General features: G+C 63.0%; 18 protein-coding genes and 1 pseudogene. 12 read left to right on the forward strand and 7 right to left on the reverse strand.

Annotated elements, in window-relative coordinates:
• Position 1 precedes the first annotated feature (1 nt).
• From PSH59_RS03085 to speA, 3 genes and pseudogenes are all read left to right on the forward strand, one after another.
• Positions 2-522, forward strand: a pseudogene (locus tag PSH59_RS03085) (NUDIX hydrolase).
• Between the two features lie 179 nt (positions 523-701).
• Positions 702-1073, forward strand: a complete 372-nt coding sequence (locus tag PSH59_RS03090) for a translation initiation factor Sui1 (protein ID WP_248077636.1) — start codon at positions 702-704, stop codon at positions 1071-1073.
• 143 nt (positions 1074-1216) lie between these two features.
• Positions 1217-3130, forward strand: coding sequence for an arginine decarboxylase (gene speA, locus PSH59_RS03095; RefSeq protein ID WP_017527874.1), 1914 nt, complete (start codon positions 1217-1219; stop codon positions 3128-3130).
• Between the two features lie 65 nt (positions 3131-3195).
• Here the strand turns inward: speA and PSH59_RS03100 are convergent, their stop codons facing one another.
• Positions 3196-4539, reverse strand: a complete 1344-nt coding sequence (locus PSH59_RS03100) for an MATE family efflux transporter (protein WP_305394281.1) — start codon at positions 4537-4539, stop codon at positions 3196-3198.
• 163 nt (positions 4540-4702) lie between these two features.
• Here PSH59_RS03100 and PSH59_RS03105 point away from each other — a divergent pair, with 163 nt between their 5' ends.
• A complete protein-coding gene (locus tag PSH59_RS03105) occupies positions 4703-9604 on the forward strand; it encodes an alpha-2-macroglobulin (RefSeq protein ID WP_305394282.1) in 4902 nt (1633 codons plus the stop codon).
• Positions 9605-9640: 36 nt separating this feature from the next.
• Here the strand turns inward: PSH59_RS03105 and PSH59_RS03110 are convergent, their stop codons facing one another.
• A complete protein-coding gene (locus PSH59_RS03110) occupies positions 9641-9934 on the reverse strand; it encodes a hypothetical protein (RefSeq protein ID WP_305394283.1) in 294 nt (97 codons plus the stop codon).
• A 156-nt stretch (positions 9935-10090) separates the two neighbouring features.
• Between PSH59_RS03110 and pbpC the strand changes: the two genes are divergently transcribed.
• The 6 genes from pbpC (at position 10091) to PSH59_RS03140 (ending at position 16777) form a co-directional block, all read left to right on the forward strand.
• Entirely contained in the window at positions 10091-12382 is a 2292-nt protein-coding gene (gene pbpC / locus PSH59_RS03115; protein WP_305395265.1) for a peptidoglycan glycosyltransferase PbpC, read from the forward strand.
• A gap of 61 nt (positions 12383-12443) precedes the next feature.
• The gene (locus PSH59_RS03120) at positions 12444-12752 is read left to right on the forward strand and encodes a MazG-like family protein (RefSeq protein ID WP_048723087.1); all 309 of its coding nucleotides are present in this window, start codon (positions 12444-12446) and stop codon (positions 12750-12752) included.
• A complete protein-coding gene (locus PSH59_RS03125; protein WP_305394284.1) occupies positions 12745-13494 on the forward strand; it encodes a methyltransferase domain-containing protein in 750 nt (249 codons plus the stop codon). The genes PSH59_RS03120 and PSH59_RS03125 overlap by 8 nt, the downstream gene beginning before the upstream one ends.
• 24 nt (positions 13495-13518) lie before the next feature.
• Complete coding sequence (locus PSH59_RS03130) at positions 13519-14121, forward strand: DUF4136 domain-containing protein (RefSeq protein WP_305394285.1); 603 nt, start codon at positions 13519-13521, stop codon at positions 14119-14121.
• Positions 14122-14166: 45 nt separating this feature from the next.
• The gene (locus PSH59_RS03135) at positions 14167-14724 is read left to right on the forward strand and encodes a DUF4136 domain-containing protein (RefSeq protein ID WP_248077645.1); all 558 of its coding nucleotides are present in this window, start codon (positions 14167-14169) and stop codon (positions 14722-14724) included.
• A gap of 100 nt (positions 14725-14824) precedes the next feature.
• Positions 14825-16777 (forward strand): pilus assembly protein TadG-related protein, encoded by a 1953-nt coding sequence (locus PSH59_RS03140; RefSeq protein WP_305394286.1) that lies wholly within the window; start codon positions 14825-14827, stop codon positions 16775-16777.
• Here the strand turns inward: PSH59_RS03140 and PSH59_RS03145 are convergent.
• Together PSH59_RS03145 and PSH59_RS03150 are read right to left on the reverse strand one after the other, a co-directional pair.
• Complete coding sequence (locus PSH59_RS03145) at positions 16774-19512, reverse strand: PAS domain-containing sensor histidine kinase (RefSeq protein ID WP_305394287.1); 2739 nt, start codon at positions 19510-19512, stop codon at positions 16774-16776. The genes PSH59_RS03140 and PSH59_RS03145 overlap by 4 nt on opposite strands.
• The gene (locus PSH59_RS03150; RefSeq protein ID WP_248077650.1) at positions 19509-19952 is read right to left on the reverse strand and encodes a TadE/TadG family type IV pilus assembly protein; all 444 of its coding nucleotides are present in this window, start codon (positions 19950-19952) and stop codon (positions 19509-19511) included. Before PSH59_RS03150 ends, PSH59_RS03145 begins: the two co-directional genes overlap by 4 nt.
• A gap of 72 nt (positions 19953-20024) precedes the next feature.
• On the opposite strand from PSH59_RS03150, the gene PSH59_RS03155 reads away from it, so the two are divergent.
• Together PSH59_RS03155 and PSH59_RS03160 are read left to right on the forward strand one after the other, a co-directional pair.
• Positions 20025-20474 carry a prepilin peptidase gene (locus tag PSH59_RS03155; protein ID WP_305394288.1) on the forward strand — a complete coding sequence of 150 codons (450 nt, stop codon included), beginning with the start codon at positions 20025-20027 and terminating at the stop codon, positions 20472-20474.
• A 127-nt stretch (positions 20475-20601) separates the two neighbouring features.
• Complete coding sequence (locus PSH59_RS03160; RefSeq protein ID WP_305394289.1) at positions 20602-21390, forward strand: response regulator transcription factor; 789 nt, start codon at positions 20602-20604, stop codon at positions 21388-21390.
• An 11-nt stretch (positions 21391-21401) separates the two neighbouring features.
• On the opposite strand, the gene PSH59_RS03165 is transcribed toward PSH59_RS03160, so the two are convergent.
• From PSH59_RS03165 to PSH59_RS03175, 3 genes are read right to left on the reverse strand one after another with little or no spacing between them, the layout of a single operon-like run.
• The gene (locus PSH59_RS03165) at positions 21402-21671 is read right to left on the reverse strand and encodes a DUF3613 domain-containing protein (protein ID WP_248077656.1); all 270 of its coding nucleotides are present in this window, start codon (positions 21669-21671) and stop codon (positions 21402-21404) included.
• Between the two features lie 10 nt (positions 21672-21681).
• Positions 21682-22392 carry a tetratricopeptide repeat protein gene (locus PSH59_RS03170; RefSeq protein WP_305394290.1) on the reverse strand — a complete coding sequence of 237 codons (711 nt, stop codon included), beginning with the start codon at positions 22390-22392 and terminating at the stop codon, positions 21682-21684.
• A gap of 10 nt (positions 22393-22402) precedes the next feature.
• The gene (locus tag PSH59_RS03175) at positions 22403-23290 is read right to left on the reverse strand and encodes a type II secretion system F family protein (RefSeq protein WP_248077660.1); all 888 of its coding nucleotides are present in this window, start codon (positions 23288-23290) and stop codon (positions 22403-22405) included.
• Between the last annotated feature and the right edge of the window lies 1 nt (position 23291).

Raw genomic sequence — 23291 nt, forward strand, 5'->3', positions numbered from 1 at the left:
GATGGACGCTACTCAAAAGGAGGCCGCCCACCGCGCGGCCTCCGATGCTGAACTGATCTGCTGGGTCGACGAGCACGACAACCTGCTCGGCCACCTGGTCAGGTCCGACCTTCGCCAGCGCGGTCTGATCGGCCGCTGCACTTTTATCTTCCTGTTCAACACCAAAGGCGAGCTGTGTGTGCATCGGCGCACCTTGAGCAAGGCGCTGTACCCCGGTTTCTGGGACACGGCCGCCGGTGGCATGGTCGCGCGGGGGGAGAGTTATGCCCTGTCGGCGCAGCGCGAACTGGCTGAAGAGCTGGGCGTGAGCGGGGTGGAATTGATCGAGCATGATCATTTCTACTTCGAGGATGGTGACAGCCGTCTGTGGCCGTGTGGGATGGTCCCCTGTGTCTGCAACCCGAAGAAGTCATGGAGGCACGCTTTTTACCGATTGAAACGGTCCTGCAGGAGGCTGAGCAAAAGCCCTACTGCCCGGACGCTCAAGAGGGCTTGCGGCGCTATCTGGCCTCGCGTCGCTAAAGTTGCATAAATTGGCGCCATTTGGCTCTTAGCAACTGAGCTTTTTGCCGTTACACTGCGCGACTTTTCACCCGAGCCGCCTTGGCGGTTCGGTAGCGCTGCCCCTGCCTGAGTGGGGCTTCGCGGTCGGTGGCGGATAAGCGCGCCGATCAGTCTTCATCCTCCCAAGAGGATTGCCGGTGGCCAAAAAAGCCGCATCCTTCGCCGCCCTCGGTGGCCTGGTATTTTCCACCGACGCAGGTCGGCATTGCCCGGACTGTCGTCAGCCCGTGGACTCATGCACCTGCAAACAGACGCTGATCCCGCAAGGCGACGGTATTGCCCGCGTGCGACGCGAGAGCAAGGGCCGTGGCGGCAAGACGGTGACCACCATCACCGGCGTGCCGTTGGCCGAAGACGCGCTCAAGGACCTCGCCACGACGCTGAAAAAGCGCTGTGGCACCGGTGGCGCGTTGAAGGACGGGGTCATCGAGATCCAGGGCGATCACGTCGAGTTGCTGTTGGCCGAGCTGATCAAGCTCGGTTACAAGGCCAAGAAGTCCGGCGGCTGAAAGCCTCTTCCCGACCTGTGTCTAAACTCTGCCCTGCGCGTGAGGTCTACCTCCCTTGCAGGCAAATCGTCATTTTCATTCTTTAGACTGCGCCAGCCTCGAACGAGAGGTGGCGCCTTCGCCTTCATTTATAGGGGACTTCGATGTCCGTACGACGCACACGCAAAGACGATGGCAGCCAATGGACAGTTGCGGACAGCCGCAGTGTTTACGGGATCCGCCATTGGGGGGCCGGGTATTTCGCGATCAATGACGCCGGTCGCGTTGAAGTCCGTCCGAACGGCCCGAACAGCACACCTGTCGACCTCTACGAGCAGGTCGATCAGTTGCGCAAAAGCGGCCTGTCGTTGCCCTTGCTGGTGCGCTTTCCCGACATCCTGCAGGACCGTGTCCGTCAGCTCACCGGCGCCTTCGATGCCAACATCGAACGCCTGGAATATCAGAGCAAATACACCGCGCTGTACCCGATCAAGGTGAACCAGCAGGAAGCGGTGATCGAAAACATCATCGCCACCCAGAACGTCTCCATCGGCCTGGAAGCCGGCTCCAAGCCTGAGCTGCTGGCGGTGCTGGCGCTGGCGCCGAAGGGCGGCACCATCGTCTGCAACGGTTACAAGGATCGTGAGTTCATCCGCCTCGCGCTGATGGGCCAGAAGCTTGGCCACAACGTATTTATCGTGATCGAGAAAGAATCCGAAGTCGGCCTGGTGATCGAAGAGGCCGCCAGCCTCAAGGTCAAGCCACAGGTGGGCCTGCGTGTGCGCCTGTCGTCCCTGGCGTCGAGCAAGTGGGCGGACACCGGCGGCGAGAAGTCCAAGTTCGGTTTGTCGGCGGCGCAATTGCTGTCCGTGGTCGAGCGCTTCCGCGCGGCGGGCCTGGATCAGGGCATTCGCCTGCTGCACTTTCACATGGGCTCGCAGATCGCCAACCTGGCCGACTACCAGCACGGGTTCAAGGAAGCCATTCGTTACTACGGCGAACTGCGCAACCTCGGCCTGCCGGTGGATCACATCGACGTCGGTGGCGGCCTGGGCGTGGACTACGACGGTACGCACTCGCGTAACGCCAGCTCCATCAACTACGACATGGACGACTACGCCGGCGTGGTCGTGGGCATGCTCAAGGAATTCTGCGATGCGCAGAGCCTGCCGCACCCGCATATCTTCTCCGAAAGCGGCCGTTCCCTGACCGCGCACCACGCCATGCTGGTGGTGCAGGTGACCGACGTCGAGAAACACAACGACGAAATCCCAAAGATCGAAAACAAGGAAAGCCTGCCGGAAACCGTGCAGTGGCTGGTGGACCTGCTCGGCCCGACCGACATCGAGATGGTCACCGAAACCTACTGGCGCGCCACCCACTACATGAGCGACGTGGCCACCCAGTACGCCGACGGCAAACTGACCCTGGCCGAGAAAGCCCTGGCCGAACAGTGCTACTTCGCCGTATGCCGCCGCCTGCACAACTCGTTGAAAGCCCGCCAGCGCTCGCACCGCCAGGTGCTGGACGAACTCAACGACAAGCTGGCCGACAAGTACATCTGCAACTTCTCGGTGTTCCAGAGCCTGCCGGACACCTGGGCCATCGGCCAGGTGCTGCCGATCCTGCCGCTGCACCGTCTCGACGAAGAGCCGCTGCGCCGCGCCGTGCTGCAAGACCTGACCTGCGACTCCGACGGCAAGATCAAGCAATACGTCGACGAGCAGAGCATCGAAACCAGCCTGCCGGTGCACGCCTTGAACGAGGGCGAAGACTACCTGCTGGGCATCTTCCTGGTCGGTGCCTACCAGGAAATCCTCGGCGATATGCACAACCTGTTCGGTGACACCGACTCGGTGAACATCTACCAGCGTGAAGACGGTTCGGTGTACAGCGCCGGGATCGAGACCCACGACACCATCGAAGACATGCTGCGCTACGTGCACTTGTCGCCCGAGGAGTTGATGACTCACTACCGTGACAAGTGCGCCAGCGCGAAAATCAGCGCCAGTGAGCGCACCCAGTTCCTGGATGCCTTGCGCCTGGGCCTGACGCGGTCTTCGTACCTGTCCTCGTAAATGAGGTGACCCGGCTCCCGTGCGGGAGTCGGGCTTGCCCGCGATGGCGTTGCCTCAGTGAGGCTTCAGTTGCCTCCCAGCCACAGCCCTTGCCGATTCAGACGCCACGCAATCGCCCATAGCGTCAGGCTGCGCACTGCCATGAACAGCAGGAAGGTTATCCACAATCCGTGGTTGCCCAGCCCCTGCAATGCCCAGGCAATCGGCAGCACCAGCAGCACCGTCAACAGCATACCGTTGCGCATCTCCCGCGCGCGCGTGGCGCCGATAAACAGGCCATCGAGCAAATAACTCCATACCGCAATCAGCGGCAGCACCGCCAGGTAAGGCAGGTAGATGTCAGCGGTTTCGCGCACGCTGGGAATGTCGGTTTGCATGGCGATAAACAGGTGCCCGGCAACGCTGAACAGCAGGGCAAAACCGAGGCTGGCGATCAGCGACCAACCACCGGCCACCACCAGTGAACGACGCAGGGACTGGCGGTCACGGGCACCAATGGCGTGGCCGCACAGGGCTTCCACGGCGTGGGCCAACCCGTCCAACGCATGGGCCGTCAGCAGCAGGCCGTTGAGTAACAGCGCATTGGCCGCGACAGTGGCATCGCCCAGGCGTGCGCCTTGCACGGTGATCATGAAAAACACCGATTGCAACGCCAGGCTGCGGATAAAGATATCGCGGTTGACCGCCAGCAATGGGCGCCAGTTTTGCCAGACCTTCAGCGCGGCCCAGACTAGGTGCCCAGGATAAGCGCGCAGGGCTTTTTGCGTCAGCGCCAGGCCGAGCAGGGCGCCGGTCCATTCGGCGATCACCGAGGCGCGGGCCGAACCGACCACACCCCAGTCCAAACCGAGCACGAACCACAGGTTGAGCGCGATGTTGACCGCGTTGGTGCTCAGCAGAATCGCCAGCGGTGCGCGGGCGTTCTGCGTGCCGAGGAACCAGCCGACCAAGGCATAGCTGGCCAGCGCGGCTGGCAGGCCGAACAGGCGAGTGTGGAAGAAATCGCGGGTCAGTTGGTTCAGTTCGGGCGAGGGCTGCATCCATCCCAGTGCGAGATGGCTCAGGGGAATGCCCACGGTGCCCAGCAGCATCGCCAGGCCCAGCGCCAGCAGCAACCCTTGCAGCAGGATTTGCCGCAGGGCCGCGCCGTCATTGCGCCCGGCGGCCTGGGCGGCGAAACCGGTGGTGCCCATGCGCAGAAACCCCATGGCCCAGGCCAGGAAGGTATACAGGCTGGCCCCCACCGCCACGGCGCCCAGTTGGTGGGCATGGGGCAGGTGGCCGATGACCATACTGTCCACCAGCGCGACCAACGGCACCGAGATGTTCGACAGAATCATCGGCGCTGCCAGGGCCCATACGCGGCGATGGGTCGGGCGGTCGCGCCAGTCGGTGAGTAAGGTGGGCATGCAGTCTCCTTGAGGGAGCGGCATTGTAACCACGTAACCTGAGCGTTCCCACGCGCTGTGAACCCGGCCACCCTCCGTCGGTCAATGTGACCAGCACCTCATCGGCCCCGCCCCGGCTGATATATAGTTCACTCCCCCGGTTACCTCTGACGACGAGTGCCCCATGCTTAACAAAGGACTGTTCCTGGCCTGCGCGCTGGCCCTGCTGAGCGCCTGCGATTCTTCCGATAAACCCGCTGCACCTTCCGCGCCTGTGGCGGCCACGACCGCTGCGCCAAAACCGGTCAAGGCGGCGGTGGATGTGGCGGCGTTGAAACAACGCTATGCCGGGCGTGAATTAAGCGTGGTGGACGTGTCCGAGGTGCAACTGGACGGGGCCAGCACCTTGTCGGTGAGCTTTTCCATCCCTCTGGACCCCGATCAGAAATTCGCCGACAGGCTCCATCTGGTGGACAGCAAGTCCGGCAAGGTCGACGGCGCGTGGGAGCTGTCCGATAACCTTATGGAACTGCGCCTGCGCCACCTGGAGCCGCAGCGCAAGCTGGTGCTCACGGTGGATGCCGGGGTGAAAGCGGTCAACGAGAACACACTCGCCGCCGAGTACGTCGCCCGCCTGGAAACCCGTGACCTGCAAGCCACGGTCGGCTTTGCCAGCCGTGGCACCCTGTTGCCGACGCGCCTGGCCGAAGGCCTGCCGGTGATCGCGCTGAATGTCGACAAAATCGACGTCGAGTTCTTCCGCATCAAGCCCGAATCCCTGCCTGCGTTCCTGGCGCAGTGGGGGCGCAATACCAGCCTGCAAAGTTATGAGTCGCGCGAACTGCTGCCGTTGGCAGATCTGGTCTATGGCGGGCGTTTTGACCTGAATCCGGCGCGCAACACCCGCGAAACCTTGCTGCTGCCGATCGCCGGCCTCAAGCAACTGCAGCAGCCGGGTGTGTACTTGGCGGTGATGCGCGCGTCGGGCACCTACAACTATTCGCAACCGGCGACGCTGTTCACCTTGAGTGACATCGGCCTGTCGGTGCACCGTTATGCCAATCGCCTGGACGTGTTTACCCAGGCCCTCGAAGGCGGCAAGGCGCTGGATGGCGTGGACCTTGAGGTGCTGGATGCCGATGGCCGTGTGCTTGGCCAGGGCAAGACCGAGAAGGGTGGCCATGCCGAGCTGCCATTGCCGAAAAAAGCCCAGGTGCTGCTGGCAAAACAGGGCGAACAGACCAGTCTGTTGCGCCTGGACAGTGCGGCGCTGGACCTGGCCGAGTTCGATATCGGCGGCCAGCCGTCGCACCCGCTGCAGTTTTTTGTGTTCGGCCCACGGGACCTGTATCGCCCCGGCGAAACCGTGCTGCTCAACGCCCTGTTGCGCGACAAGGACGGCAACGCCGTCAAACCGCAACCGGTGAGCGTCGAAGTGCGTCGCCCGGATGAGCAAGTAAGCCGCAAATTTGTGTGGGATGCCGACGCGTCCGGCCTCTATCAATACCCACTGCAACTGGCCGGTGAAGCGCCTACCGGGCGCTGGCAACTGGTGTTCGACCTGGGCGACGGCAAACCGCAGCTGTATGAGTTTCTGGTCGAGGACTTCCTGCCCGAGCGCCTGGCGCTTGAACTCAAGGGCAGCGACACGGCGCTGAGCCCGACGGACAACCCGGTGATCCAGGTCGACGGCCGTTACCTCTATGGCGCGCCGGCGTCCGGTAATCGCATCAGCGGGCAAGTGTACGTGCGGCCGCTGCGAGAGGCGGTCAAGGCGCTGCCGGGTTACCAGTTCGGTTCCGTCACCGAAGAAGAGCTGAGCCAGGATTTCGAGCTGGACGAAAGCGTGCTGGATGCCAAGGGCCAGGAAAAAATCACCCTGGAGAGCAAATGGGCCGAGGCCAAATCACCGTTGCAATTGATCGTGCAAGCCAGCCTGCAAGAGTCGGGCGGCCGGCCGATCACCCGGCGCCTGGTGCAGCCGATCTGGCCGGCCAAGCAGTTGCCGGGGCTGCGTGGTCTGTTTGACGGCACCGAAACCAATGGTGATGGCCCGGCGGAATTCGAAGTGCTGCTGGCCAATCAGGACGGGCAGAAACTCGCCGCGCAACACCTCAAGGTGCGCCTGGTGCGCGAGCGCCGTGACTATTACTGGAACTACTCGGACAACGACGGCTGGAGCTACCACTTCAACGAAAAATTCCTCAACCTCGACGAGCAGACCCTCAACATCAAGGCCGGTGACACCGCCAAGGTCAGTTTTCAGGTGGAGTGGGGCCCGTACCGCGTCGAAGTCGAAGACCCGCAGACCGGCTTGATCAGCAGCCTGCGCTTCTGGGCCGGCTACCAGGCCCAGGACAACACCGAAGGCGGCGCCGTGCGCCCCGATCAGGTCAAGCTGGCGTTGGACAAACCGGCCTATGGCGACGGCGATACGGCCAATGTCACCGTAACACCACCCGCGGCCGGCAAAGGCTACCTGTTGGTGGAGTCCGCCGAAGGGCCGCTGTGGTGGCAGGAAATCGACGTACCGGCTGAAGGCAAAAGCTTCGCGGTGAAGCTCGACCCGAAATGGTCGCGTCATGACCTGTACGTGAGCGCCCTGGTGATCCGTCCCGGTGAGCGCAAAGCCAATATCACCCCCAAACGCGCGGTGGGCCTGTTGCACCTGCCGTTGGACCGCTCCCAGCGCAAGCTTGGCGTGACCCTGACCGCGCCGGAAAAAATGCGCCCCAACCAACCGCTGACGGTGAAGGTCGCCGCCAAAAATGCTGACGGCAGCGTGCCCAAACAGGTGCATGTGCTGGTCGCGGCGGTGGACGTGGGCATCCTCAATATCACCGAATACCCGACCCCTGATCCGTACTCCAGCCTGTTCGGCCGCAAGGCCTACGGTGTCGACCAGTTCGACATCTATGGCCAACTGATCGAAGCCGGCCAGGGCCGTCTGGCCAGCCTGGCCTACGGCGGTGACGCGGCGCTGGCCAAGGGCGGCAAGCGCCCGGACACCAGCGTAACCATCGTCGCCCTGCAAAGCGCGCCGGTGGTGCTCAACGACAAAGGTGAGGGCGAAGTCAGCGTCAATATTCCTGACTTCAATGGCGAGCTGCGCCTGATGGCCCAAGCCTGGAGCGATGACCGCTATGGCATGGCCGAAGCCAAGACCGTGATTGCCGCGCCGCTGATTGCCGAGCTGTCGGCGCCGCGCTTCCTCGCCGGAGGCGACCAGACCACCCTGGCGCTGGACCTGTCCAACCTGTCGGGCAAGGCGCAGAAACTCGATGTGCAACTGAGCGCCGACGGCCAGTTGGAACTGGTCAACGCTGGCGCGCAAACCGTCGAGCTCAAGGCAGGTCAGCGCACCACCCTGCGCATCCCGGTCAAGGCCTGGGGCGGGTTGGGTCAAGGCAAAGTGAAAGTGACGGTAAACGGGCTGGAGCTGCCCGGTGAAAACCTGCCGCCGTTCAGCCGTGAATGGACCCTGGGTGTACGCCCTGCCTACCCGGCGTTGCTCAAGCAGTATCGCGCGGTGCTGAAAAGCGAGCCGTGGAGCTTGCCTGGCGCAACCCTCGATCAGTTCGATCCCTCGGGGCGCGAAGCGCTGTTGAGTCTGTCGAGCCGGCCGCCGCTCAATCTTGGGGCACAGATCAAGGCGCTCAAGGCCTACCCCTACGGTTGCCTGGAACAAACCGCCAGCGGCCTGTACCCGTCGCTGTATGCCGACGATGCGTTGCTCAAGCGCCTGAGCATCAAGGGCGAGCCGGATGCCGAGCGCAAACGCAAGATCGAACTGGGCATCGAACGCTTGTTGGGCATGCAGCGCTACAACGGCAGCTTTGGTTTGTGGGGCGCCGATGGCGAGGAAGAGTACTGGCTGACCGCCTACGTCACGGACTTCCTGCTGCGCGCCCGCGACCAAGGGTTTGCCGTGCCGTCCGAGGCTTTGAAAAAGGCCAGCGAGCGCCTGCTGCGGTATGTGCAGGAGCGCAACCTGATCGACGTCGACTACAGCGACAACGCCGAGCACACCCGTTTTGCCGTGCAGGCTTATGCGGGCATGGTGTTGGCGCGCAGTCAGCAGGCGCCGCTGGGCGCGTTGCGCAGTATTTTCGAGCGGCGCAGCGATGCGCGTTCCGGGCTGCCGCTGGTGCACCTGGCGATCGCCCTGCAAAAAATGGGCGACCAACCCCGTGCCGACCAAGCCTTGCAGGCCGGTCTGGCGGCCCAGCGCAGCGCCAGGGAGTGGCTGGCCGACTATGGCAGCCCGCTGCGTGACCAGGCGATGATCCTGGCCTTGCTGGAAGAAAACGATCTGGCCAAGGGCAAACGCGAGGAGCGCTTGTTCAGCCTCTCGGACCAGTTGGCCGCCAGCCCCTACCTGTCGACCCAGGAGCGTAATTCGCTGTTCCTCGCCGGGCGGCTTGGGTTCGCCCAGCCTGAGGCGAACTGGCAGGTGTCACTGACCGGCAACGGCGGCGTGCGGGAGCTGAACAATCAGCAATCGACGCTGCAACTGGACCAAAAATGGCTGTCCGGCGACTTGAGCCTGAGCAATCAGGGCGACACGCCGGTGTACCAGCAACTCACCGTTTCGGGCTATCCACAGGTGCCACCGGCAGCGGGCGGCGAGAATCTGAGCATCCGCCGCGAATACCTGGGCATGAACGGCCAACCGCTGAACCTGCGCAACCTCAACAGCGGCGACCTGGTGCTGGTGCATTTGGCGGTCAGCGCCAGGCAGCGTGTGCCGGATGCGTTGGTGGTCGACCTGCTGCCCGCAGGCCTTGAGCTGGAAAACCAGAACCTGGCACAAAGCGCGGCCAGCCTGGAAAACGCCAGCAGCCAGGTCAAGGAGTGGCGTGAGTCGATGCAGAACGCGGCACTCAAGCATCAGGAGTTCCGCGATGATCGCTACGTGGCGGCGATCAACCTCGACAGCGACGGCACCACGCATTTGCTCTATCTGGCGCGTGCGGTGACCCCTGGCACTTACCGGGTGCCGCCGCCGCAGGTGGAGTCGATGTATCGGCCGAACTGGCAAGCGGTGGGCGATACTCCGGCCGACCTGGTGATCAAGGGCCGGTAATGAAAAGCGGGGCCATGTTGATCATGGCCCCGCTTTTTAATGCACCACCCAACTCAATAACCACAACCCCAGTATCAACCAGATAATGCCCATGATGATCGACGCTCGCATAAAGGCGCGTACCGCCGAGTACAACAACATCAGGCCGATGATCAGGGTGATGATGCTGATGATCGAGGTGTCCATGCCCAACGTTCGGGACAGGCCTTCGACAAAGTTGCCGCCCGCATTCGTCAGCGCGCCGAACAGACCGCTGAGGCCGTCGACGATAAAACGGATGATGGAACCGAGCGCCTGGCCCAACCATTCGAAAAAGCTTTCTACCTGCATGTGTGCGTCCTGATGAGAAGGTGGGCGAATCTGTGTCTTTGGTTGTTATTACGACAGGCTAGTTCCCTACAAGCATAGAGGTTTGCCGGTTTGAGTTTTCGATTAATCATCGTTGGGTGCGCGCGCTCGCGTTTGCTACGCTGGGTGGTGGCGCCCATCGCGTTGGTGATTGCGCTGCTGTGGCTGGCCGACCACCTCTGGCCCTTGCCCCTGCCGGCGGATGACCAGGCGCGGGTGGTGCTGGCCGAGGATGGCACGCCGTTGTGGCGTTTTGCCGATGCCCAGGGCGTGTGGCGCTACCCCGTGCACACCAGCGAGGTCTCGCCGTATTACCTCGATGCGCTGCTGACCTACGAAGACCGCTGGTTCTACCAGCATCCTGGCGTAAACCCATTGGCGCTGGCGCGGGCGAGCTGGCAGAACCTGACCGGCGCGCGCGTGGTCTCGGGTGGCAGTACCTTGTCCATGCAGGTGGCGCGCTTGCTCGACCCGCATTCGCGCACCTTCCATGGCAAGCTGCGCCAACTGTGGCGTACCGCGCAGTTGGAATGGCACCTGTCCAAGGAGCAGATCCTCAACCTGTACCTCAACCGTGCGCCGTTTGGCGGCACGTTGCAGGGCGTAGCGGCCGCCAGTTGGGCGTATATGGGTAAATCCCCGGCGCAACTGACCCGCGCCGAAGCCGCGTTGCTCGCGGTGTTGCCCCAGGCGCCGAGCCGCTTGCGCCCGGACCGCCACGCCCAGCGCGCCCAGCAGGCCCGCGACAAAGTTCTGCGCCGCCTCGCCGAGTATCAGGTTTGGCCGCAAGCGGCCGTCGACGAAGCCTTGCAGGAACCACTGTTGCTCGCCCCGCGTCTGGAGCCGAGCCTGGCGCCGTTGCTCGCGCGCCGCCTCAACCGCCCCGACAGCCCGCCGCTGATCCGCACCACCGTGGACGCCACCTTGCAACGTCGCCTCGAAGACCTGCTGCTGGGTTGGCGCGCGCGATTGCCTGAGCACACCAGCGCCGCGATCCTGGTGGTCGAAGCAGAAACCATGGCCGTGCGCGCGTACCTGGGCTCGGTGGACATCAACGACGCCAAGCGTTTTGGCCATGTGGACATGATCAGCGCGCTGCGTTCGCCAGGCTCGACCTTGAAGCCCTTCCTGTACGGCATGGCCCTGGACGAGGGCTTGATTCACTCCGAATCGCTGCTCCAGGACGTGCCCAGGCGCTACGGCGATTACCGGCCGGGCAACTTCTCCATGGGCTTTACCGGCGCGGTGCCGGCGAGTACGGCGCTGTCCAGTTCACTCAACCTGCCGGCGGTGCAGTTGCTGGAGGCTTATGGGCCCAAGCGTTTTGCCGCGCAGATGCGTATCGGCGGCGTGCCCTTGGCATTACCGGCGCTGGCCGAGCCGAATCTGGCGCTGATTCTGGGCGGCGCCGGCAGCCGCCTGGAAGACTTGGTGAGCGGCTACAGCGCGTTCGCCCGCGACGGCAAGAGTGCCACCCTGCGCCTTCAGCCGGACGACACGCTCCGCGAGCGGCCGTTATTGTCGCCCGGCGCCGCCTGGATTGTGCGGCGCATCCTCAGCGGCCAGGCACGCCCGGACCGCGACCCGCGTGCTGAACTGGTGCAGCGCCCGGTGCTCGCCTGGAAAACCGGCACCAGTTATGGCTTTCGCGATGCCTGGGCGATCGGCGTGGGCCCGCGCTATTTGATCGGCGTGTGGATCGGGCGGCCGGATGGCACGCCGGTGCCGGGTCAGTTCGGCCTGGCCTCGGCGGCGCCGTTGATGTTGCAGGTGCACGACGTGTTGACCAATCGCGACAGCCAGCGCGGCATCAGTGCGCCGGTTAAACCGGTACCGGCCAACGTCGGCGTGGCGGCGATCTGTTGGCCGCTGGGCCAGCCCATGAGCCGCAGTGATCCCAATTGCCGACGCCAGCGCTTTGCCTGGACGCTGGACAACACCACGCCGCCGACTTTGCAGGCATTGGATCAACCGTTGAGCGTGGGCTTGATGGAAAGTGTCTGGGTCAATGCCAAGGGGCTGCGGGTGGACGCCCATTGCCCCGGAGCCGTCGCCAGGCACATCGCGCTGTGGCCGGCGCCCCTTGAGCCTTGGCTGCCACGGGCGGAACGTCGTGACGCACGTATCCCGGCGCCTGACCCGGACTGCCCGCTATCGGCGCTGGCTGCGTCGTCGCCGCTGTCGATCGTCGGCGTGCGTGACGGCGACCAACTGCGCCTGCCCGCCGCCAGCCAGCAGGCCTTGCGCCTGAAACTCTCCGCCCTGGGCGGCAGCGGCCGGCGCTGGTGGTTCCTCAATGGCGCGCCGTTGGGGGACAGCGCGAGCCAGGACTTCATCAACGCCAGTTTCGAGCGGTTGGGCCGCTATCAGCTTAGTGTCCTCGATGAAGCCGGCCAAACCGCCCGGATTGAATTCAGCGTGGTCGACTAGATGGTCTTCACTTGCCTTCGTCCCTGATCCGCCGGAAGCTACACACCTTCAGGAGCCCCGCATGAACCTCGAACACCTCACCGAACGCCTGCACCGTATTCGCGATACCAACGACTGGAAGCAATTCCACAGCCCGAAAAACCTGGCCATGGCCGCCAGCGTCGAGATGGCCGAGCTGGTGGAAATTTTCCAATGGCTCAGCGAAGACCAATCGCGCCAGTTACCGGCCGACAAACTCGCCCACGCCGGGCAGGAAGTCGGCGATATCGTGCTGTACCTGCTGTTGTTGTGCAGTGAGTTGGGGCTGGACATGAATGAGGTGGTGCGCGCCAAACTGGCCGACAGCGAACGGCGGTTTGCCCATGAGTGACCGTCATTTCGATCAGTTGGCCACCCGCTTTGCCGAGAAGATCTATGGCGGCGCCAAGGGCGCGATTCGCCTGGCGGTGCTCCAGGCCGACCTGGCCGAAGCGCTGCCGGAGCGGCCCTTGCGCGTGCTGGATATCGGCGCGGGGCTGGGGCATATGTCGCTGTGGCTGGCCGAGCGCGGTCATCAGGTGACCCTGGCCGAACCTGCCGAACCGATGCTCGACGGCGCGCGCCAGCGGTTCGCCGAGGCCGGGCAGACCGCCACGTTTATCCACGCGCCCTGGCAGGAACTGCTCGGTCAGCTCACCGAGCCCTACGACCTGGTGCTGTGCCACGCCGTGCTGGAGTGGCTGGCCGAACCCCATGCGATCCTGCCGGTGCTGCACCAGTTGACCGTGCCCGGCGGCTGGCTGTCCCTGGCGTTCTACAACCGCGATGCGCTGATCTACCGCAACCTGCTCAAAGGCCACTTTCGCAAAATGCGCAAGAACGACATGGCCGGCGAAAAGCAGAGCCTGACCCCGCAACAGCCGCTGGACCCGCGTGAACTGGCGGCGCAACTCGACGGGCTGTGGCAGGTCGAAAGCCACAGTGGCGTGCGCGTGTTCCACGACTATATGCCGGTGGAGTTCCAGGCCCGCGCCCCGTTACAGGACCTGGTTGAGATGGAACTCGCTCATCGTCGTCACCCAAGCTTTGCCGGACTTGGGCGTTATTTGCACTGGATCTGCCGTCCGGTTTAAGCGGGCCAGTCTGCGGAGGTCGAAATGCGTCGTCTCTGTTTGATCCTGTTGTCGTTAGGGTTGGGCGCGTGCTCCAGCCCCAATCCTTATGTCGCTGCCTCGGCCCCGATGCCACCGGCGCCGGCCCAGTCTGCCAACACCTTTGACGCCAGCGCCTACCCGGCGCCGGTGCGCGACTACGGCGCCTACCGCACGTGGGGCTGGCGCAACGGCCAGTTGCCGGCGGGCACCGCCTGGGCGGATTCGGCCCAGGTGGCGGAGGCGGTCAGCGGTGCCCTTGACCAGCGTGGCCTGCGTCCGCTGCATGACAACCGCGCCCCCGACCTGTTAGTGAGCGCCGACGTACGCCTGGAGAAGCGTCTCAAGCAAGTTCAGGACGACTACGGCTACGGTTACGGCGGCTACAACCGTTATGGCAACGGTTACGGCATGTACAACTCCGCGCCGATCGTGCGCACCTATGAAGTGCAGGTGGTGGTGGTTCGCGTCAATTTGTTCGACGCCCGCAGCGGTCAGCCGGTGTGGAGCGCCAGCGCCGAAACCGGCAGCCAGGGCAGCCTCAGCGAGCGGGCCGATGCGTTGCGCAAGGCGGTGCAAAAGGCGATGACGGCCTACCCACCGAGTTAACCGCTATTCTCATCTGACGCACGGCTCGTTTTTTGGAGATCAACCATGTTTCGTCGCATCGCTACGCTTGCTTTTGTTGTGCTGCTGGGCGGTTGCCAGACTAACCAGGTCAACCACGATTTTGACGCCAGCCGAGACTTCGGCGCCTACCGCAGTTGGGCCTGGAAAGACCCGGCCCTGCAATACCGCCCCGATGACCCGCGTATCAAGAGCGACCTCACCGAACAACGTATCCGCCAGGCCGTGGGCGAACAACTCGACCAACGCGGCCTGCGCCCAGCGGCGGCCGGTAGCCGGGCCGACCTGAACGTGCAGGCCTACTTGATCGTCGAGGACCGCCAGCAACAAGTCACCACCCACTACGGTGGTGCCTGGGGTGGTCCCTGGAATGGCTACTGGGGCGGGCCGATGTACAACGAAACGCGCAACATCACCTACAAGGTCGCGACGATTCAGATCGACCTGCTCGACGGCAAGGACGGCAAGCTGGTCTGGCGCGGCAGTGATGAACAAATGATGAGCGGCACGCCCAACCCCCAGGATCGCGACAAAGCCATTCGCACCACCGTGAGCCGCGTGCTCTCCAGCTATCCGCCCCATTGAATTTCCGCCAGTCGCTCCTATGGCGACTGGCCAGCGCACTCCCTAAGCCTTGTCTACACTCCAGATCATCTACGGAGAGTAAGTGCTTTGGAGTGCCTTGATGTCTCCCCGATTCCGTTCCCAGCAGCGTGGTGCGATTGGCTTGATGGCGGCGGGTACCCTGGCGCTGGCCTTGGTGTTCCTGCTGTTGGCCGTGGACAGCGGTCGCCTGTACCTGGAAAAGCGCAAACTGCAATCCATCGCCGACACCTCCGCCCTGGAAGCCGCCGCCCGTGGCGGCCTGTGCACGCCCACCACCACCGCCAACGACTACGCCAGGCAGAACGCCGCACGTAACGGCTTTACCCTCGTCGCCGGCGACGCCAGCCGTGGCTTGACCGTGAGCTGCGGCACACTGGCGACCAACGCCGCCAATATCCGCGTATTCACCGCCGATGCCAGCAGGAACGATGCGATTCGGGTAGTGGCGACGCAGCGCGTGACGAGCAGTGTCGCCAGTGGCATCTGGGGCATGTTCAGCGGCAATGGGCCGGCAGTGCAGACGGTGATGAGTGCGACGGCGGTTGCGGCTTATGCTCCGCCGGTGGCGCAACTGACTATTCGCAGCAGCCTGGCGACGGTTGACTCTTCCAAGTCCCCGGCCCTGAACATGATCATCGGCAATTTGCTGGGGGGCAGCTTGTCGCTCACCCCGGCGGGTTGGAATGGCTTGTTGCAGAGCAACGTTAACCTGCTCGGCTACCTGGATCAGTTGGCGATTGATTTGACGGTCAAGGCAGGTGATTACGAAGCGCTGCTCAATACCAATGTATCGGCTGCCCAACTGATCAACGCGGCGGCCAAGGTCCTGCAAAAAAACGGTGCAGCCGCGGCGGTGATCAACGATGTGCTCTCACTCAAAGCCGTCGCTCCCAATGCCCCCTTGTTGAAGGTCGGCGATTTGTTGAAAGTGGCCACCGGAACGCCGTCCGCCGCGCTCAATACCAACCTGCAGTTGTTTCAATTGCTGGAGGCGGTGGCGCAATTGTCCAGCAGTAAAAGTGCGGTGAGCACGGCTGTCCAGCTCAATATTCCGCTGGTGGGCAACGTATCGATCCAGACCAAAGTCATCCAGCCGCCCCAGTTGTCGGCGATAGGCAACCCTGCGCTGGCAAAGGCTGGTTTGAACAATACGCCCAAGACGGATCAAATTTTTGTGCGTACCGCTCAAGTCAGAACGCTGGTCTCTATTGATCTTCCGGTACTTAAAGGTGTGTCCCAATTGACGTCAGCCGTCACAGCGCTGACCACCCCGGTGACTGGCGTCGTGAATAATCTGTTGCATCTGAACTTGGTCGGTACGCTGGACCCATTGCTCTGTCTCGTTTTGAAGCCCTGCGATCATACCGATCCTCAACTGTTTTCCAGGCTGGATATCAATTTAGAAGCGGTGAGCGCCGAGAGCTATGTTAAAGACTTCAGTTGCGCAAGCAGCGCTGCAAAATCGCTGACGGTCCAAACCAAGACATCGCTGGCTGATTTGTCCATCGGCAAAATCAATGCGACAGATGCGTTTTCTTCCTCGGCAGCTGTCAGCGTCCAGCCTGTCCCGCTTGTAGATATCGGTGTGCAGACGTGTAAGGGAATATTCGGCTGCGCTGCGCGCCAGCCGGGTGTGGGAGGAAGTCTGTTGGTGCAATTTGCGCATTCGACAGTCGGCGGGACTGACGCCACGATGCTGTTCGCTCCAGTGAGTGAGATGAATGCCGCCCCCACCTACCAGAAAGCCTTGCCCAGCAGTGACATGGTTAACAGCTTGGTCAATACACTCGGGGGGATCCAAGTCACGTATGCCCCCCCCAGCGGCAATGTTTCAAGTGGTGCGCTTGCTGGCGTCGCGGGGCTGCTCACGACTATCACCACGACGTTGGTGGGTGCGATACAGAATCTCTTGTCGCCAGTACTGGACCCTATCGTGAATACGATATTGGGCAGCTTGGGCATCACCCTGGGCAACGCCGAAGTCGGTGCCAACCTGACCTGCCACATGGGCCGCGCCTACCTGGTGATCTAACCCCCCACCACCGGCAGTTCCACACAAAATCGCGCGCCTTCCTCGGCGTTGGCGACGCTTAAGCGTCCGCCCATGTTTTCCACAATGCCGTAGCTCACCGACAACCCCAGCCCCGTGCCCACGCCGATCGGCTTGGTGGTAAAAAATGGCTCGAAGATCCGCTCCAGCAACCGCGGGTCGATGCCGCCAGCGTTGTCCTCGACCCAGATGCGCACATGACACCTGTCGTGTTCGCAATGCAGGGCTATCCATGGCTGCAGTTGCGGGTGCTTTTCCCGGTGGCTCAGGAGGGCGTCGCGGGCATTGACCATCAGGTTGATCAGCACTTGTTCCAACTGGTCGACATAGCCTTTGACCTGCACCGTAAAGTCCGTCGGGACGATGCGCAGTTCCACGCCCTTGGCCTTCAGGCTGTCACTGAGCAGCGACAGCGTGCCGTGCACCGCCTGCGAGGGGTCGAAAAGCTGCTGCTCGATTTCCGAGCGCCGGCCAAACACGCGCATGTGGTCCACCACCCGTGCCGCGCGTTGCACCTGAGCGTCGATGCGCTGGAGTTTTTCGGTGAGGTAGGCGGCGTCTGCAGTGCCGTTGCTCAGGCGCTTGAGCACATTGACGATGGCCATGCGCATCACGTTCAGCGGCTGGTTGATCTCGTGGGCCAGGCCGGTGGCCATTTCGCCGAGGGTGGCCATTTTCGCGCTCTGGGTCAGTTGTTGCTGGGAGCGGCGCACTTCGCTGTTGTCGCGGCCCACGGCCTGCACTTCCAGGAGTGTGCCGTGTTCGTCGAACACCCCTCGGTCGGACCATACCCACCAGGCGTGTTCGCGACCTGGCAGTTCCAGGCTGATTTCGGCGGTGCTTACCGGGAACTCCGGCGTCAGTTGGTTGATGCGCTGCACGAAGGCCTGGCGCTGTTCGTCCGACAGCCAATGGCCCAGGTTCAGCCCCGGCAGGTCGGCGGGCGAACGCTCCAGATGGTTGGCCAACGGCGTATTGCCGAAGGTCAGGGTCAGGTCCGGACGGTAGCGGCAGATCATCGCCGGGGAATCTTCCACGAGGATGCGGTAGCGCTCTTCGCTTTGTTTGATCTGTTCGGCGGCCAGCGTCGCGTCGGTCACGTCCAGCCACAGGCCGACAGCTTCCACCGGCAGGCCCAGGTCGTCACGCAGCAACTTGGCTTCGTCGAGCAGCCAGTGGTAATGGCCCTGTTTGTCGCGCACGCGGTAGCGGCTGCGCACCGTGCCCTCACGCAGCAGTTGGCGGCTGCGTTCAAAATACAGGTCACGATCGTCGGGATGGATCAGTGAGGCCAGGCTGTCGTGATTACATTCGGCCAGGGTCCAGCCCAGCAGCGGCATCAGGCTGTCGCTGAAGAACGTCGGGTGCAGAGCGCCGCTGAGGTAACGCTGTACATAGATCACCGCCGGCGAGCTGGCGATCAGGTTATCCAGGCGCGCATGGGCGGCGGCGGTTTCCAGTTGCTGGTTTTTGATGTCGCTGATGTCGAGCATGAAGCCTATCCAGCGTCGGCTGTCGTCGCCGTCCAGCATCTGGCCTTGTACGCGATACCAGATGGGGGTGTGATCGGCGTCGCTGCGTTGCAGGCGCACGCTGGTCAACAACGGTTTACCGAGTGCTTGCAGGTCGTGCAGGCGGCTATTGAGTGCCTGGCGGTCGGCCGGGTGGATCAATTGCAGCCATTGGGCCAACGCCTGGCGGGTGGGGCCGTCTTCCAGGCTGAGGCTGTGCAGCAACTGTGGGGCCAGTTGGATTTCCCGGGTCGCGGGCAGCAGCTCCCACCAGCCGGTGCCGAGCAAACCTTGCAGGGCTTCGACCCGCTCCAATTGTTGATGGTGACGTTGCTCGCGCAGGCGGCTCAGCAGGGGCGCGGCGAGGGCGGCCGCAAGGTTCAGCCAGTCGCGGTCGCCGGTGTGCGGCTGGCCGCTATAGAAACCGCAGAGCAACCAGGCGGCGACGCCCTGGCCATCGCGGTACGGCACCAGGAACCCTTCGGTGTTACCAAACACGCTGTGCAGGCGCGGGTTGTCGCTGCGCCCTCGAAGCGTATCCATGCGCAACGTTGCATTGCCATTGGCGCTGTCCAGGCAGGTGCCGAGGTGTTGGCCGGTCTGCCACAGGGCCGGCGCGTCGTGGGCGGCATACCCGCTGTAGACCCGCCAGCCTTGATCTTCTTCATCGAGCAAGGCCAGCGCGACACACGGAATGTGCCAGCGCTGGGCCAGGCTGCGCAGATGCTCGTTGAATACCTCCGGCAAGCGGCTGAGGCTGCACACCCGCAGTTGCTCACTCATCTGGCAGGCCAATTGATGGTTTTGTTCGCGGTCCTGGGCCCGTCGCTTGCCGCCGAGCAGGTCGCTGATGTCCAGCAGGTGCAGGGCCCAGTTGGCACCGTTTGGCTCGACCCAACCACGGGTGTGCAGAACCTGGTCGGCGAGGCCCAGGAAATCCAGATCCAGGCTTTGTTGTTGCCAGTCGGCGGGGTGGCCTTCGATACACAAGGCGCTGTCGCGGCACACCAGTTCACGCAGCAGCGGGGGAGGCTCATTCCGGACACGCGGAGCGAGCTGCATACGCAGGCTGCCGCTGACACTGAGAACGTGACCCCGTTGATCCAATTGCAGGTGCAAGCCCATACCGGGCGCGGCGGGGGGCGCCAGGTCCAGTGCGCCGGGGCGGCCTAACAGGCGCCCGAAGAGGTTATCAGTGGGGCTCAAAACTGCAGGCTCGAGCGGGCGTACAAGTTGACGGGCAGTTTCGGAACGGTACCCACGCCCGGCAATACCAACGCCGGGAACACTGAATAGAGGTTGGTCGTGGGGTAGGTGATCGCCACCGTCAGTGTGGTGCCGACGTAGGTCGCGCTGACGTATTCGCTCTTGAATTTGAAACCGGCGGGGATCCAGCTCAGTTGCGTCACGACGGTATTTTTTGCGCGCTGGGTGACCTGTGTGCCGTAGGCGCTGCCGGCGCTCACCGGGTCCACCGCCATGGCCTGGCGCACGGCCTCCGCGGCCGCCTGGTTGAACGATTGCATCAACAGCAGAGGCAGGCTGTAGCTGATCAACCCATAGAACACCGCAAAAAAAATGCCGAAAACCAAGGCGAACTCGATCGCGGCGGCACCTTTTTGTTTTCTGGGGAGGCCTGTTTTCATGACTGCGTCTACCCTGACGGCTACTACCTGATATCAGCATAGAATCATTCAACGAAAAGGGATGTTTTTTACGTGATCCATGGCGTGGTGGTACTGCTGTGGCTGGGGCTCTGTGCGCTGCAGGATATGCGGCAGCGGCAGATCGCCAACCGCTTGACCCTGGGCGCTGCGCTGTTGGCGTTGATCTACCTGCTGTGGACCGGCACCACCTGGCTGGGCGCGCCTGCCGGCCAGGGTGGCTGGGCCTTGGCGCTGGCTGTGTTGTTGACGCTGCCGGGCTACGCGCTGGGCCGCTTTGGCGCGGGGGATGTGAAGTTGCTCGGCGCGTTGGCGCTGGCCAGTGCGGTGGATCATGTGCTGTGGTCGTTGATCGGTGCCGCCGTTGCCCAGGGGGCCTGGGTTCTTATCCATCAATGGCTTGCACGGCCTGCGCGGCGCCCTTCAGATCACGCGTCAACCAAACAACCTTTTGCCCCCTTTGTATGGGTCGGTTTTGCGCTGTATTGGCTTTGGATCCACTAGTCGCAGGCCTGGCGCTGCGCTATGTACAGACTCGGAAACTACGTCTACTTTCTATGAAGCATCTGTAAACGATTTGTTTGTCAAAATGGATAGGTCGCCCTTTGGCTTGCCAGGCATGGAGTAGCGCGTGAACAAGCTGACATCGGCAGTAAAAGTGCTTGTGGTCGACGATCAACCCTTGATCGTGGAAGAACTTTGCGAATTTCTCGAGAGCAGCGGGTACCGCTGTGTACCGTGCGAATCCAGCCGCCACGCCTTGCAACGCTTCGGTGAGGACGCCGAGATCGGTCTGGTGCTGTGTGACCTGCACATGCCGGACATGGACGGCATCGAGCTGGTCCAGGCCATGCAAAAGGTTGCGGGCAAACAGCGTGCGTTCGAGGCGATCATGCTCACCGGGCGTTCCGACAAGCAGGACGTGATCAAGGCGCTGCGCGCGGGAATCTCGGACTACTACCAGAAACCGATCAACCTCGACGAATTGCTGGAAGGCATACAGCGCCAGGAAGCGGCGTTGCAGGAACGGCAAAAAGAGCTGCATCTGGGGCACTTGAACCTGAAGTTGCAGTACCTCTCCGAATCCATCAATGACCTTTATCACGACCTCGACAAAGTCCGTCGCAGCCCAACCCCAGCGCCGGCCGATGACACTGAATCAATGGCCGAAGACGCCGTGTCGGCGCCGATACCGAGCATCTTCAACAAGCTCTCCCCGCGTCAGTTGGATGTCGCGCGTCTGGTGGGCAAGGGCCAGACCAACTACCAGATCGCCTGTGAACTGGGGATCACTGAAAACACGGTCAAGCTGTACGTGTCCCAGGTGCTGCGCCTGACCCACATGCATAACCGCACCCAGTTGGCCTTGGCCCTGTCGCCGGGCCAATTGGCGATGCGCCAGCCGGTCACGGCGCACTGAAGGGCAGGGCGTCACTGGCGCCCCTGGCCGCCGCTTGCGCCCCCCGCCTTCTCGTCGAAAAAATCCGGAATTGGATGCCTGTTGCTGTCCAGCCAACGCTGCAAGGCCTGCTCCCGCTCGTAGGGCGAGGCCCTTTGCGGCGTGGGCGAGGCGGCGCGTCCACTGACCTGCAGCGCCATCCAGTTTTCGGTTTCCGCTTGCTGCGGTGATGACGGCCCCGCTGGGATAGCCGATGCCGTCAATGGCAGCAATGCCAGGCAGATCAGGTAATGGCTTTTCATCAATGACTCCTTACTCGATGGTGGCCGGCAGGGCATCACTGACCGCCGCTACGTTGCGTGCCGCTGCACCGGAGCCTTTGAGTTGCTCGGCGCGGGCCTGGGCCGCGGTCACTTGTTCGGGGCTCAGACCCAGTTGGCTGACGACGTTGGCCGCCTGCCTCCAGTCGTCCTGATAAATCAGCAGGGTCACCAGGTTCACGGCCGCCAGGGCATCACTCTGCTTGAGCTCGATGGCGGTCATGAATTCAAAGCGCGCTTCTTCCAGGCGCAGTTGGTTGAGGTAGATCACGCCCAGGTCATTGCGAATTTTTTCGTCGGTGGGCGCCAGCCGCGCCGCCCGTTGCATATGGGCCATGGCCTGCGCGTTGTCGCCTTTGGCGGCGGCGAGTTGCCCCAGGCCGTGTTCGCCTTCGGCGGTCATGCAACTGCCCAGCAGGCTGCGATACAGCGGCTCGGCTTCGGCGCGCCCTAGCAATCGATAGGCGCGGGCCTTGCGCTGGCGCACTTGGGGCAGGGCGTCGGGCAGGCTTTGCAGGTTGGCCAGGCTGGCGTGCAGCTTGCCTTCGTTGGCCATGTCATCGGCAACGTTGAGCGCCAGGTCCTGATCGGCGCTGGGTTTGGCGCAACTTGCGGGCGAAGTCAGCGCCGTCCAGGGCGACTGGCCATAGGTGGCGCAGCCGCCAAGCGTTAACAGCGTCAGTGCGGTGATCAGTGCTTTCATCGAGGTCTCCTCAAAAGTGGTTCAAGGCGCGGGCGATGGCAATAAACGCCGGCCCACCCAGCACGATCAGCAAGGCGGGAAACAGGAAAACCATCATGACCACCGACATTTTTGCCGACATTTTCGAAATGTATTCCTGCAGGCGTGTCAGGCGCCGGTCGTCGAGCAATTGCTTGAGGGCCAGCAGTGACTTCATCGCGCCGCCGCCCTGCGAGATCAACTGCTGAAGGATGGTGCAGGTGTCATTGAACTCATCGACGGCCAGCAAGCGGGCGGTCTTGCCCAACTCTTCAGCCAATTCCAGGCCGGAATCGACACGGCTGAGGATCAGCCTCAGTTCGCGGGTCAACTCCGGCAGCAGGCGTTGCCCTTCGTTGCTCAATACCCGCAGGGCCTGCTCAACCGCCATGCCTGACTCGAACAAAATGCGCAGCAGCGGGATAAAGGTCGACACCTCCACGGCGATACGCTGCTGACGGTGCCTGGCCGTGGCGGCGAGGATGCGCTTGGGCAACAGGTAACCGATACCCAGGGCAATCAAAGGCGCGAGCCACGGTGAGGCGTTATGCGGGTAAAGCAACTGCTGCCCCACCAGGGTCACGCCCAGCAGCACCAGCGGCGTACCCAGTTGAAAGGCGGCATACATTGAGCGTTGCTGTGCTTTGCGCCAGCCGACACGATTGAGCAGGGTTTGGGTTTCGTTGTCCAGGTTCACCGAGCGCTGGGCCAGGGCACTGGTGCCGAGATGACGCATCAGGCTGCCCAATTTGGCTTCGCGGATCATCTGGCCCTGCAGTCGCCTGTTGACCAGGCGTTGGCGTCGGCGTTGTTCGAGCAGTTGGCCGCCGATCAGCACCAGCGCCGCCAACATCATCAGTGCGCAGGCGAGCAGGACCATC

The organism is Pseudomonas sp. FP2309 (assembly GCF_030687575.1).
Lineage (GTDB): Bacteria > Pseudomonadota > Gammaproteobacteria > Pseudomonadales > Pseudomonadaceae > Aquipseudomonas.

Bases quoted from the DNA above. Each gene is read 5' to 3' on its own strand.
- PSH59_RS03130 (WP_305394285.1), top strand. From the start codon at position 13,519: ATGCGTCGTCTCTGTTTGATCCTGTTGTCGTTAGGGTTGGGCGCGTGC.
- PSH59_RS03150 (WP_248077650.1), bottom strand. From the start codon at position 19,952: ATGAAAACAGGCCTCCCCAGAAAACAAAAAGGTGCCGCCGCGATCGAG.
- PSH59_RS03170 (WP_305394290.1), bottom strand. From the start codon at position 22,392: ATGAAAGCACTGATCACCGCACTGACGCTGTTAACGCTTGGCGGCTGC.
- PSH59_RS03140 (WP_305394286.1), top strand. From the start codon at position 14,825: ATGTCTCCCCGATTCCGTTCCCAGCAGCGTGGTGCGATTGGCTTGATG.
- PSH59_RS03125 (WP_305394284.1), top strand. From the start codon at position 12,745: ATGAGTGACCGTCATTTCGATCAGTTGGCCACCCGCTTTGCCGAGAAG.
- speA (WP_017527874.1), top strand. From the start codon at position 1,217: ATGTCCGTACGACGCACACGCAAAGACGATGGCAGCCAATGGACAGTT.
- PSH59_RS03165 (WP_248077656.1), bottom strand. From the start codon at position 21,671: ATGAAAAGCCATTACCTGATCTGCCTGGCATTGCTGCCATTGACGGCA.
- PSH59_RS03120 (WP_048723087.1), top strand. From the start codon at position 12,444: ATGAACCTCGAACACCTCACCGAACGCCTGCACCGTATTCGCGATACC.
- PSH59_RS03135 (WP_248077645.1), top strand. From the start codon at position 14,167: ATGTTTCGTCGCATCGCTACGCTTGCTTTTGTTGTGCTGCTGGGCGGT.
- PSH59_RS03105 (WP_305394282.1), top strand. From the start codon at position 4,703: ATGCTTAACAAAGGACTGTTCCTGGCCTGCGCGCTGGCCCTGCTGAGC.
- PSH59_RS03175 (WP_248077660.1), bottom strand. From the start codon at position 23,290: ATGGTCCTGCTCGCCTGCGCACTGATGATGTTGGCGGCGCTGGTGCTG.
- PSH59_RS03100 (WP_305394281.1), bottom strand. From the start codon at position 4,539: ATGCCCACCTTACTCACCGACTGGCGCGACCGCCCGACCCATCGCCGC.
- PSH59_RS03110 (WP_305394283.1), bottom strand. From the start codon at position 9,934: ATGCAGGTAGAAAGCTTTTTCGAATGGTTGGGCCAGGCGCTCGGTTCC.